Annotated in this window: 11 protein-coding genes; 9 read left to right on the forward strand and 2 right to left on the reverse strand. The window is 36.9% G+C overall.

Going from position 1 to position 12,277, the window contains the following annotated elements; translation table 11 throughout:
- The first annotated feature begins 4 nt into the window (after positions 1-4).
- From ccoS to ric, 8 genes are read left to right on the forward strand one after another with little or no spacing between them, the layout of a single operon-like run.
- Positions 5-166, forward strand: coding sequence for a cbb3-type cytochrome oxidase assembly protein CcoS (ccoS, locus tag IPJ80_04530; protein MBK7912745.1), 162 nt, complete (start codon positions 5-7; stop codon positions 164-166).
- Positions 163-2,286 carry a cytochrome-c oxidase, cbb3-type subunit I gene (gene ccoN / locus IPJ80_04535; protein ID MBK7912746.1) on the forward strand — a complete coding sequence of 708 codons (2,124 nt, stop codon included), beginning with the start codon at positions 163-165 and terminating at the stop codon, positions 2,284-2,286. Before ccoS ends, ccoN begins: the two co-directional genes overlap by 4 nt.
- Before the next feature lie 5 nt (positions 2,287-2,291).
- Positions 2,292-2,471 carry a CcoQ/FixQ family Cbb3-type cytochrome c oxidase assembly chaperone gene (locus IPJ80_04540; GenBank protein ID MBK7912747.1) on the forward strand — a complete coding sequence of 60 codons (180 nt, stop codon included), beginning with the start codon at positions 2,292-2,294 and terminating at the stop codon, positions 2,469-2,471.
- Positions 2,468-3,598 carry a c-type cytochrome gene (locus IPJ80_04545; GenBank protein MBK7912748.1) on the forward strand — a complete coding sequence of 377 codons (1,131 nt, stop codon included), beginning with the start codon at positions 2,468-2,470 and terminating at the stop codon, positions 3,596-3,598. Before IPJ80_04540 ends, IPJ80_04545 begins: the two co-directional genes overlap by 4 nt.
- The gene (ccoG, locus tag IPJ80_04550; protein ID MBK7912749.1) at positions 3,599-5,002 is read left to right on the forward strand and encodes a cytochrome c oxidase accessory protein CcoG; all 1,404 of its coding nucleotides are present in this window, start codon (positions 3,599-3,601) and stop codon (positions 5,000-5,002) included.
- Between the two features lie 5 nt (positions 5,003-5,007).
- Entirely contained in the window at positions 5,008-5,451 is a 444-nt protein-coding gene (locus tag IPJ80_04555) for a FixH family protein (GenBank protein MBK7912750.1), read from the forward strand.
- Positions 5,448-6,161 carry a sulfite exporter TauE/SafE family protein gene (locus IPJ80_04560; GenBank protein ID MBK7912751.1) on the forward strand — a complete coding sequence of 238 codons (714 nt, stop codon included), beginning with the start codon at positions 5,448-5,450 and terminating at the stop codon, positions 6,159-6,161. The genes IPJ80_04555 and IPJ80_04560 overlap by 4 nt, the downstream gene beginning before the upstream one ends.
- A gap of 23 nt (positions 6,162-6,184) precedes the next feature.
- Positions 6,185-6,895: an iron-sulfur cluster repair di-iron protein gene (gene ric / locus IPJ80_04565; protein MBK7912752.1), complete on the forward strand. Its 711-nt coding sequence runs from the start codon at positions 6,185-6,187 to the stop codon at positions 6,893-6,895.
- Positions 6,896-7,081: 186 nt separating this feature from the next.
- On the opposite strand, the gene IPJ80_04570 is transcribed toward ric, so the two are convergent.
- Together IPJ80_04570 and IPJ80_04575 are read right to left on the reverse strand one after the other, a co-directional pair.
- A complete protein-coding gene (locus IPJ80_04570; GenBank protein MBK7912753.1) occupies positions 7,082-7,861 on the reverse strand; it encodes an undecaprenyl-diphosphate phosphatase in 780 nt (259 codons plus the stop codon).
- 204 nt (positions 7,862-8,065) lie between these two features.
- A complete protein-coding gene (locus IPJ80_04575) occupies positions 8,066-8,734 on the reverse strand; it encodes a hypothetical protein (protein MBK7912754.1) in 669 nt (222 codons plus the stop codon).
- A gap of 159 nt (positions 8,735-8,893) precedes the next feature.
- Between IPJ80_04575 and IPJ80_04580 the strand changes: the two genes are divergently transcribed.
- Positions 8,894-12,271 (forward strand): methylmalonyl-CoA mutase family protein, encoded by a 3,378-nt coding sequence (locus tag IPJ80_04580; protein ID MBK7912755.1) that lies wholly within the window; start codon positions 8,894-8,896, stop codon positions 12,269-12,271.
- Positions 12,272-12,277: the final 6 nt, after the last annotated feature.

The following is a 12,277-nucleotide window of genomic DNA, read 5'->3' on the forward strand; positions in this document are numbered from 1 at the left end:
AATTATGAGCGTATTAATAATTTTAATTTGTGTCAGTGTCTGTATTGCCGGTGCTTTTCTATTGGCATTTATATGGAGTTCAAATGACGGACAATTTGAAGATTTATACGCATCAGCCCATCGTATTTTATTTGAACGAAAAGAAAAAATCAAGAAAGAAGAATGAATGCACAATTAGAAACCGTTTACTATGACAATAAAATGCCAAGACTTTTTGCAATGGCAACCATTTTATGGGGTGCTGTTGGCATGTTGGTAGGAGTCCTGATTGCATTTCAACTTGTATTTCCAGCTCTAAATTTTGATTTATCGTTTACTACATATGGCCGTTTAAGGCCCTTGCATACCAATGCTGTGATTTTTGCATTTGTAGGAAACGGTATTTTCACTGCGATCTATTATGCGTTGCCCAGATTACTGAAAACGTCCATGTGGAGCAGTAAATTAAGCAAAATTCATTTTTGGGGATGGCAATCCATCATTGTATTGGCAGCTTTAACCTTGGTTAGCGGCATCACAACGGGTAAAGAATATGCAGAATTGGAATGGCCGGTTGATATATTAATCACTCTAATCTGGGTGGTCTTTGGTATCAATATGTTTGCTACCATTTTAACCAGAAGAGAACGGCACTTGTACGTTGCGATTTGGTTTTTCATTGCCTCCTGGGTAACTGTGGCTATGCTGCATATTGTCAATTCCATTGAAATCCCAATCAACTTGTTCAAATCTTACTCCTGGTATGCAGGGGTTCAGGATGCTTTGGTTCAATGGTGGTATGGTCACAATGCGGTTGCATTCTTTTTAACTACTCCGTATTTGGGTTTGATGTATTATTTCTTACCAAAAGCTGCTGACCGTCCGGTGTATTCATACCGCTTGAGCATTGTGCATTTTTGGTCTTTAATATTCATTTATATATGGGCAGGTCCGCATCACCTTTTATATACTGCTTTACCTGATTGGGCACAATCGTTGGGAACCGTTTTTTCAATCATGCTGATTTTACCAAGTTGGGGTGGAATGTTGAACGGACTGTTCACTTTAAGGGGAGCCTGGGATAAAGTCCGTGAAGATCCTGTATTGAAATTTTTTGTAGTTGCGGTTACCTGTTATGGTATGTCGACATTTGAAGGTCCGATGATGTCACTAAAAAATGTGAATGCAATTTCACATTACAGTGACTGGACTGTTGCACACGTTCATATAGGTGCCTTAGGATGGAATGGATTTTTAACATTTGGAATGCTGTACTGGTTATTTCCAAAAATGTATAATGTCAAATTGTATTCTCAAAAATTAGCATCCACACACTTTTGGATTGGCACTTTAGGAATTATACTCTACGCAATTCCAATGTATTGGTCTGCTTTCCGGACTTATTTTATGATGAAAACATTTACACCGGAAGGTCAATTGCAATACCAGTTTATGGATGTGGTGCAAACTGTAATGCCTTTTTATTTATTGCGGGCAGTAGGTGGAACCATATTTCTGATAGGTGTATTCATTATGATTTACAATTTAATTAAAACAGTTCGATCCGGAAAATTTATCGAAACTGAATCGATTGAAGCTGCACCATTAAGTAAAAATTACCAGGCACCAAAATCTGCTTTCTGGCACAGTGTCATCGAACGCAAACCCGTATTATTACTAACCATGAGTTTAATCGTAGTCGGTATTGGAGGTTTAGTTGAATTGGTTCCAACATTTTTAGTAAAATCAAATGTACCTACCATTTCAAGTGTAAAACCATACACCCCACTGGAATTGCAAGGTCGTGATATTTACATTCGCGAAGGATGTTATAATTGTCACTCACAAATGATTCGACCCTTCCGATATGAAGTGATGCGATATGGGGATTATTCAAAAGCTGGAGAATTTGTGTATGATCATCCATTTCAATGGGGAAGTAAGCGAACAGGCCCGGATCTCGCACGGGTGGGTGGTAAATATCCTAACAGTTGGCATTTTAATCACATGTTAGATCCTCAATCGGTGTCACCAGGCTCCAACATGCCAAGCTATGTTTGGCTGTTTGGAAACGACTTAAATACGTCCACTACACCGTCTAAAATTCATGCCATGCGCAAAATGGGAGTTCCTTATCCGGCAGGATTTGAATCAACGGCAAATGAGGATTTGAAAAAACAAGCAGAACAAATTTCAAATAGCTTGCGTGATGATAAAATCGGCATACCTGCTGAAAAAGAAATTGTTGCACTCATTGCATACCTGCAAAGATTAGGAAAAGATACACGTGTTAATTCAAAACGATAAGAATTATGAAATTCAATAATTATTTGGAAAAAATTACCGGAATTGAAATTTATCCTATGATTTCATTACTGGTCTTCATACTTTTTTTTATTGCTGTTACCATTTATGCATTTAAAGCAAACAGTGAAATGATTCGTACCATGGAAGAATTGCCATTAGATAAATCTGATACTAAGACTTTATGAAAGCATTACACTTTATAATTAGACCCATTTTATTCCTATTTTTATCAATAGGATGCGCTTTACCTACTTATGCTCAGGGAACTGCTGCTGCTACACAACCAAGTTCAACTGGAAACGGCTTTCACCTGGATTTGGACACGGCGCTTTTTGCTATTTCATTTACATTAGCAATTGTTATTATTGCCCTTTTAGGTGTGTTGCGCTCATCGATTCGTTTTTATATAGATAAAAATAACAACTCGCTAAAAGCAATATTATGGATTGTTATGATTTTCTATAGCAGTCAGGAGGCATTAGCTCAACAAGCCAATCCTGTTGCAGGCAACCCACAAAGCTTTACTTTTTTATTAAGCGTTCAAGGTTGGCTTATGTTAATCATAATTGCTATTGAAATCTATGCGCTGATTTTAATTAGAAAATGGATTCGCTTTTATACGGGCATTGAAAAATTTGAAACCAGAACTGCAGAAACTAAACCAAGTTGGTGGGATCGTATCAATGCCTTTAAATCAATAGACAGCGAAGGTGATATTGATACAGGACACAATTATGATGGAATTCGCGAACTGGATAACATTACGCCTCCTTGGTTTACTGCTGCCTTTCTTGGAACCATCTTATTTGCTGCAGTTTATTTGTATCGATACCACATCGCTCAATCTGCACCGCTCCAATTAAAAGAATATCAAAATGCAATGAAAATTGCAGAACAAGAACAAGCACTTTATTTGAGTGAAAAAGGAGATCAGATTGATGAAAATAATGTGGAATTATTACCTGCTGGTCAATATGAAGAAGGCAAAACCATTTTTAAAACTGCATGTGCAGTTTGTCATGGAGATAAAGGACAAGGATTGGTTGGCCCAAATTTGACTGATGACTATTGGATTCATGGTGGTTCTGTGAAAGAAATTTTTACTGTAATAAAATATGGTGTGATGGATAAAGGCATGCGAAACTGGAAAGATGAATATGGCCCAAATCAAATTGCACAATTGACGAGTTATATAAAATCTCTAAAAGGAACGAATCCTCCCGGTGCAAAAGATGCACAAGGAACTTTATATACAGAAGCAACACCTGCAAAAACGGATGTTAATCAAGATACTTCGAAAACTACCAAATAGATGAACCTTGATGATCTTCAGGAAGGATCCGGATTTAGAGACAGAATCAGTTCGGTTGACGAGGAAGGTAGCCGAAAGTGGATCTTTGCCAGTAAGGTCAGCGGGCGTTTTTATAATTACAGAAATTACAGTTCGTTTGTTTACCTGATTCTCTTTTTTGCAATTCCATTTATTTGGGTACACAATCAACCCTTAGTATTATTTAATATACTAGAAGGTAAGTTTATTTTATTTAGCAAGATTTTTTGGCCTAATGATTTTTTCATTTTTGCGGTGGCCATGATCACATTTATCATTTTTATTGCCTTATTTACGGTTATTTACGGTCGTTTATTTTGTGGTTGGGCTTGTCCTCAAACCATTTTCATGGAAATGGTTTTCCGAAAAATTGAATGGTTGATTGAAGGTTCACCCGGACAACAAAAACTGCTGCAGTCAAAATCCTGGACGAGTGAATGGTGGATTAAAAAATCTTTAAAACATTTTATTTTTCTTGCATTTTCATTTCTTATAGCCAATACCTTTTTAGCCTACATCATCGGGATCGATCAGTTATATAAAATAATACTGAAACCCATTTCAGAAAACATCGGCCTTCTTAGTGGATTAATTGTATTTACGCTCTTATTTTATGGAGTGTTTGCATTTGTCCGTGATATTATTTGCACCACTGTTTGCCCATACGGACGTCTTCAGAGTGTGCTTTTTGACAAAGACACCATGCAAATTTCTTACGATTATACAAGAGGCGAACCCAGAGAACGCCTCCATAAAAATCAACAACGAACCCAAGGAGATTGCGTGGACTGTATGAAATGTGTTCAGGTTTGTCCAACAGGCATTGACATTCGCAATGGAGTACAAATGGAATGCGTTGGTTGTACCGCATGCATTGATGCCTGCGATGAAGTAATGGATAAGGTGGGATTTAAAAGAGGATTAATAAGATATGCATCTGAGAATGAAATATCCCGAAAAACCAGTTTTAAATTCAATAACCGCATGAAAGCATATACTGCCTTGCTCAGTATTTTAATTCTTGCGATGGTCGTTTTAATTGCAACCCGAAATACCATAGATGCCTATGTTCAACGCGTTCCCGGACAATTATATCAGGAGGTTAATGATTCACTGATCACCAATTTATACACTGTAAAGTTTATAAACAAAAGCAGGGACACTCAAACAATGGATATCAAATTAGCAAATTATAACGGAAACATTCAGCTCATTGGAAATCACGAAATTAAAATTAACCCAGAATCTGTTTCTGAATATGAGTTCTTTATTGGCTTATCAAAAGATCAGGTACTTAAAAGAAGTAATGAAATCAAGTTAAATATATTACAAGGCAGTGATTTGATCCATACATTAAAAACTAATTTTTTAGGACCATTTAAATAATCAATATGAGTTGGGGATATAAAATATTATTAGCCTATGCCTTATTCTTTGTGATGATCATCACTTTCTTATACATAGCATCTCAACAAACCAATGAAATGCTGGAAACGAATTACTATGAAAAAGAAATTCAATTTCAAAAAATTCTCAACGGATCGGATAATCTCAATGTTTTAAATGAATCTATCAATTTAAAGTTAACCAGTGAGCAACTTGAAATTAACTTTCCAAAAGAAGGCATAAAGGACCAGCCTCTTATTCATTTAGAATTTATTAAAATGTCGGATCAAAGCAAAGATTTTAATTTAGATCTCAAGACAAATGAAAACGGTCAAATTATAATTCCCACCGAAAAATTCAGTAAAGGCTATTACAGACTTCAGATGCAATGGGAATCAAATGGAAAACCTTATGTGTATAGGGATCAATTTAAATTTTTAGAAGCATGAACCTTTACGAAGCACTGGTAGCCGGTTTTTTAATGGGCTTGATGGGAAGTCTTCACTGCATCGGAATGTGCGGTCCATTGGCTCTAGGAGTGGTCGGATTGCAAACTGATCCAAAGAAAAAACTGCGGACTGCATTAGAATATAATTTTGGTCGGGCAGTTTCATATACAGCCATGGGTGCAATCCTTGGTTTAATTGGAAATCAGGTTTCAATGGCAGGTTTTCAACAATATCTTTCCATCGGATGTGGGCTTTTTATTTTGCTACTTTTTGTTTTACCCTATATTTCAAAAAATAAAACCAGCATTCTTCAATCCTGGAATCAGAAAATACAAAACTTACTGAATGTTCAATTTACCAAAAAACAAAGTCCCCTGTTCCATTTTGAATTAGGCCTTATCAATGCCTGGTTACCTTGTGGATTGGTATATCTCGCATTGGCAGCTGCTTTGGCATCGGGAACTTTCATTGCTTCATGTACCATTATGTTTTTGTTTGGCTTGGGTACGATTCCATTGATGCTAAGCTTACAACTATTAGGAAATTACATTAACCTGCAATGGCGTCAAAAATTGACCAAAGCAATTCCCGTATTTATACTATTGTCTTCCTCTTTACTAATTCTACGAGGTATGAATCTCGGAATACCTCTTATTAGCCCGGTTGTTGAATCAACTGGAACCTGCATTAAACACTGTTGCAAACATTAATTAAATCTCATAAAATATTCATCATGATAGAAATATTAAAAGAATCAAAAGTAGGCGAAGTAGTCGCTTCAAATTTTAAGGTAGCTGAGGTCTTTGAAAAATATGGCATTGATTTTTGCTGTAAAGGTGGAATGAGTCTGGATGCAGCTTGCCAAAGTAAAAACATCGATTCAGAAAAATTTATCAAAGATTTGAAATCTACATTATTAATGAGATCCGATTCAACACAAAATTTTTTGGATTGGCCACTGGATTTATTAGCTGATTACATTGAAAAGAAACACCATAGATACATTCGTGAGAAAACGCCTATGATCCAAACGTATTTGACCAAATTGGTAAATGCTCATGGAAGTCGTTACCCACAATTGATGGAGGTTCAAGAACTCTTTGATCAATCAGTTCTGGATATGCATGTCCATATGCGAAAAGAGGAAATGATCCTGTTTCCATACATTCGCAATAAAGTACAAACCATTGTAAATTCAGGATCAGACAATGTGTTTTCCAGCATACAAACACCTGTGAATATTCTCATGCAAGACCATGAAATTGAAGGATCCCGTTTTGAAAAAATTTCAATGCTTACTAATCACTACGAACCACCTACAGCTGCTTGTATAACCCATAAGGTGTGTCTCTCTATGCTAAAAGAATTTGAAATGGATCTTCATCATCACATTCATCTTGAAAACAATATTTTATTTCCTAAAGCAATTGCATTGGAAAATTGAGAGAAAGGGCATTAAAATTACTGATTCAAGGGTTTAACTGATAATAATTCTAATTTCTTTAGGTTTAGGGGTATAAAACAATTGGCTTACAATTGAATCCAAAATAAATTACTAGTACTCAAAATGCTTTCATTTGAAGATATAAAGTCACCAATAAAAACTGAAATTATATAATCAGCAAGAATTTTAAATCACCGAACAAGAAAGTAAAATTAAAAACAGCAGTCCAAGGGCGATTCGATACCAGCCAAACACCCCAAAGCCATGCTGTTTCAAATGTCTGATTAAAAAGCGAACTGCAATCCAGGCAGAAATAAAGGCACCTATTAATCCAACGCTTAACAAAGTGAGTTGCTCACTATTAAAATGTAATGGTGTTTTTAATAAATCGTAGGTAGTTGCAGCCAACATGGTTGGAACTGCTAATAAAAATGAAAATTCGGTGGCTTGATTTCTATTCAAACCATTGAAAATTCCCCCTATAATACTTGCACCGGCTCTTGAAACACCGGGTATAATTGAGAGACATTGAATAAATCCAATGTAAAATGCATTTTTATAAGAAATGGATTCCAATTCAACCACATTAGATTTTGCTTCTTTTAATTTTTTATCCCAAATGATTAATAATAATCCGCCAAGAATCAAACTAAAGGAAACCACCCATGAATTAAACAAATAAGCTTTAATAATTTTATACATTAAAAAACCAATCGTTGCTGTTGGAAGAAAGGCAACGAACAATTTCCTATAAATTTCTATTCCATTAAAAAATCGTTTGATGTACATGACCGCAATAGCCAGAATCGCACCCAATTGAATTGAAATTTCAAATGTTTTAAGAAATTCTGAATTTTCAAGGCCTAAAAGATGAGAAGTAAGGATCATGTGCCCGGTAGAGGATATTGGCAGAAACTCCGTTATTCCTTCAACGATTGATAGTATCAAGGCATCCAATAAATTCATAGCTAACTAATTTCAAGAATAAGCGGCAAACATAAGAAGAAATTCATTAGTTTATTCAGCCTATACGTTTTCCTTGTGGGCTCTTAAAGTTGCCTTATGATATTCCACATGAATTCATATGATAATGAATGCTTTTCTATATTGAAACATTGCAGAATTGCAACATTTACCCTAAAGACTTTCATGCAATAGACTGTAATTTCCCTAGTGTTGGGTTTGAGGCTTTAATTTTGCCTTATTCTTTTTAGTTACAAAATCATACCAAGCTTTTTTACGCAGTGGGTGATCTTTGGGCTTTGAATACATTTTCGCCTTTTTCATTTTTACTACATAGGCTTTTGGGATAATGTTATTGATCTTGCCTTTGTATTCAATATCCCGATTGTTATTGCGCAGCGCATTTAAATAAGAAGAGGGTAACAAATAGCGACCTTCAGGCAATTTGATTCTGGAAATGATCTGTCCAAAATTTCGCAAAAAATGAAGGCAGTTATTGGCCCTTAATGAATATGCTTTGTGTTCCCATATTTTTTTTAAATGCAAACAGGCAATAAGTTCAAATTCAGAAATTTCCACAACAAAACTGTGCTCACGTTTACTATTCCAGTCATTTTTGATGGATCCATTCATATAACCTACGATCCCCGAAGTTTGCAAACCTCCTTTTGGATAAAAACCCCAGCAAGCTAGCAACAGGTTTTGTTTACTAGCTGTATCTTCTTTGATCAAGCCAACATAGGCATGACCAAACGATTGGCGTAAAGCCCCATCAAAAAATCCATCTTTTGCAAAAAAGACCAACCATTGGCGGGCATAAGATTCCGGATTCCAACTCAGGAATAGGATCGCTAAAATGAAAAATTTCTTAACCATCTCTGGTATTAGACTTCAATAGCTAAGTTATGTTAAATTTTCGACAATAAAAATTGATTTTTTTTTAAAATTCATATTCAGCTCGAAGCTCAGGATTCTTAGAATTCGACCAACAGGTATAGGCCTCTTTCATTAATTTTGAGTCCTAAATTGTAGCTTATGGTCACAGAAGTTGCTGTATATCAGCCAAAACATAAAATTCGCATCCTGACAGCAGCTTCCCTGTTTGACGGGCACGATGCTGCCATTAATATCATGCGTCGGATCATGCAGAGCAGTGGGGTCGAAATTATTCACCTGGGTCATAACCGATCTGCCCTGGAGATAGTAGATGCAGCTATTCAAGAAGACGTACAAGGTATTGCCATAACTTCCTATCAGGGTGGACACAACGAGTTTTTTAAATACATTTTTGACTTGTTAAAAGAGCGTAACTGTGGGCATATCAAGCTATTCGGCGGGGGTGGTGGCACCATTTTACCCTCTGAAATCGCGGATCTGCATCATTACGGCATTAACCGGATTTACAGTCCGGATGATGGTCGTCACATGGGCTTACAGGGCATGATCAATGATTTAATATCTCAATGTGATTTTGCTACCGGCAGCTCTTTAAATGGGGAAGTTAAAGAAATTGCCAATCATGATTTCCGTGCCGTGGCTCGAATGATTTCAGCTGTAGAGAATTTTCCGGATCAAGCAGAGACGATTCTTAAAAACATGCCTCAGGCAAATCCAGATAAAAAGATACCGGTTTTAGGAATCACCGGTACCGGAGGTGCCGGAAAATCCAGTTTAGTTGACGAACTGGTCCGTCGATTTATCTTAGATTTTAGTGATAAACGAATTGCAATCTTGTCAGTTGATCCCTCCAAACGAAAAACAGGCGGTGCACTTCTCGGGGATCGCATCCGAATGAATGCCATTCATCCCGAATTTCATGGAGGAAGGGTGTATATGCGCAGTTTGGCAACGCGTCAGAGTAATCTGGCATTATCCCCTTATATAAAAAATGCATTGCTCATTTTAAAGGCGGCTGATTTTGATTTGATTTTGCTAGAGACTTCCGGTATTGGTCAAAGTGATACGGAAATTGTAGATTTCAGCGATGTTTCAATGTACGTCATGACTCCGGAATACGGAGCCGCCACCCAATTAGAAAAAATTGACATGCTGGATTTTGCAGACATCGTAGCGATCAATAAATTTGATAAACGCGGCGCCCAGGATGCCATTCGCGATGTGCGCAAGCAATTTCAGCGCAATCACAAAGCATTTGATAAAACAACCGATGCTATGCCGGTTTATGGTACCATTGCATCCCAGTTTAATGATCCAGGAACCAATCTGCTCTACCAAAAATTAATTGAACTAATAAGCACTAAAACTCAGGTATCGCTAAAGTCCAATTTAAATTTAGCTACCGGAGAATCAGAAAAAATATTCATCATCCCACCTGGAAGAACCCGCTACCTCAGTGAAATTTCAGACAACAATCGTAAATATGATGAATGGGTTAACCAGCAAGCACAAATCGCACATGAATGGCAAGCTTTAAAAACCAGTTCGAGCCTTGTTGATGATAACAGCTTGCAAGCTGCTATTAAACAATCTGAAGAACAGATTCAGTTAAAACTAGACGGTGAGTCGAGAATCTTATTAGAAAATTGGGACGCATTAAAAAAAGCGTATGCTTCAGATGAATTCATCTATAAAGTTCGAAACAAAGCCATACATGTTCCTACCTATACAAAATCACTTTCTCATACTCGAATTCCACGGGTTGTTTTACCAAAATACAAGGATTGGGGTGATATCTTAAAATGGAATTTACAGGAAAATGTACCGGGTTCGTTTCCTTATACTGCAGGAGTTTATCCATTTAAACGTCAGGAAGAAGATCCGACACGAATGTTTGCAGGTGAAGGCGGACCGGAACGCACCAATCGCAGATTTCATTATGTAAGTTTGGATATGCCGGCCAATCGCTTGAGTACAGCATTTGACTCCGTTACACTTTATGGAGAAGACCCGGATTATCGTCCGGATATTTATGGAAAAGTTGGAAACAGCGGAGTTAGTGTTTGCAGTCTGGATGATGCAAAAAAATTATACAGCGGGTTTGATTTATGCAATCCAAAAACTTCTGTCAGCATGACAATCAATGGTCCAGCTGCAACCATTTGTGCATTTTTTATGAATGTAGCTATTGATCAACAATGTGAAAAATACATTCATGAACATAATCTGGTTTCAAAAGTAGAAGCTGCATTAAAAGCGAAATACGATGATCAAAACATCGCACGGCCAAAATATCAAGGAGAATTGCCACCGGGAAATAATGGATTGGGATTATTGCTTTTAGGTATAACAGGCGATGAAATTCTGGAACCAGCAGTTTACGAAGAATTAAAAACCAAGGCTTTGCAATCTGTTCGTGGAACCGTACAAGCCGATATTCTAAAGGAAGATCAAGCACAAAATACCTGCATCTTCAGCACGGAATTTTCATTAAAATTAATGGGCGATGTACAAGAATATTTTATCACAAAGGGCGTTCGTAATTTTTATTCAGTCTCAATCAGCGGATATCACATTGCTGAAGCCGGAGCCAATCCGATTTCACAATTAGCATTTACACTTTCAAATGGATTTACGTTTGTAGAATACTATCTATCCCGTGGAATGCACATAGATGATTTTGCACCAAATCTTTCCTTCTTCTTTTCAAATGGTGTTGATCCCGAATATGCAGTGATTGGTCGGGTTGCGCGACGTATATGGGCAAAGGCTATGAAGATCAAATACAAAGCTAACGAGCGAAGTCAAATGTTAAAATATCACATCCAAACTTCCGGTCGTTCTTTGCATGCCCAGGAAATTTCCTTTAATGATATTCGGACGACCTTGCAAGCATTGTATGCAATTTACGACAACTGCAATTCCTTACATACCAATGCCTATGATGAAGCCATAACCACTCCAACAGAAGAATCTGTAAGACGCGCCATGGCCATTCAATTAATAATCAATAACGAATTGGGTTTGGCAAAAAACGAAAATCCATTACAAGGTTCCTTTATTATTGAGGAATTAACCGACCTGGTAGAAGAAGCGGTCCTTTCTGAATTTGATAAAATAAGTGAACGAGGAGGCGTATTAGGTGCTATGGAAACAATGTACCAGCGTAGTAAAATACAAGAAGAAAGTCTTTATTATGAAACGCTTAAACATACGGGCGAATATCCGATTATTGGCGTCAATACCTTTTTATCCAAAGATGGTTCACCAACCGTTTTACCAAGAGAAGTGATTCGGGCAACTGAAGATGAAAAAAATGATCAGATTCATTCGCTTGAAAACTTGAAAGAGGCACATAAAGAATCTGGTGTAAGGAGAATTAAAAACTTACAATTAGCAGCATTACACAATAAAAATATGTTTGCCGAATTGATGGAAGCTGTAAAATCATGCTCTCTGGGACAAATTACCACAGCCCTTTATGCCGTGGGCGGTAAATACCGGAGAAATATGTAATTCCAA

The sequence above is a fragment of the Saprospiraceae bacterium genome (genome assembly GCA_016714025.1).
Classification (GTDB): Bacteria; Bacteroidota; Bacteroidia; order Chitinophagales; family Saprospiraceae; genus Vicinibacter.

What these genes read in the sequence shown, in the direction of transcription:
- ric (MBK7912752.1), top strand. Translation starts at nt 6,185, where the DNA reads ATGATAGAAATATTAAAAGAATCAAAAGTAGGCGAAGTAGTCGCTTCA.
- IPJ80_04575 (MBK7912754.1), bottom strand. Translation starts at nt 8,734, where the DNA reads ATGGTTAAGAAATTTTTCATTTTAGCGATCCTATTCCTGAGTTGGAAT.
- ccoG (MBK7912749.1), top strand. Translation starts at nt 3,599, where the DNA reads ATGAACCTTGATGATCTTCAGGAAGGATCCGGATTTAGAGACAGAATC.
- IPJ80_04570 (MBK7912753.1), bottom strand. Translation starts at nt 7,861, where the DNA reads ATGAATTTATTGGATGCCTTGATACTATCAATCGTTGAAGGAATAACG.
- IPJ80_04560 (MBK7912751.1), top strand. Translation starts at nt 5,448, where the DNA reads ATGAACCTTTACGAAGCACTGGTAGCCGGTTTTTTAATGGGCTTGATG.
- ccoN (MBK7912746.1), top strand. Translation starts at nt 163, where the DNA reads ATGAATGCACAATTAGAAACCGTTTACTATGACAATAAAATGCCAAGA.
- IPJ80_04545 (MBK7912748.1), top strand. Translation starts at nt 2,468, where the DNA reads ATGAAAGCATTACACTTTATAATTAGACCCATTTTATTCCTATTTTTA.
- IPJ80_04555 (MBK7912750.1), top strand. Translation starts at nt 5,008, where the DNA reads ATGAGTTGGGGATATAAAATATTATTAGCCTATGCCTTATTCTTTGTG.
- IPJ80_04540 (MBK7912747.1), top strand. Translation starts at nt 2,292, where the DNA reads ATGAAATTCAATAATTATTTGGAAAAAATTACCGGAATTGAAATTTAT.
- IPJ80_04580 (MBK7912755.1), top strand. Translation starts at nt 8,894, where the DNA reads ATGGTCACAGAAGTTGCTGTATATCAGCCAAAACATAAAATTCGCATC.
- ccoS (MBK7912745.1), top strand. Translation starts at nt 5, where the DNA reads ATGAGCGTATTAATAATTTTAATTTGTGTCAGTGTCTGTATTGCCGGT.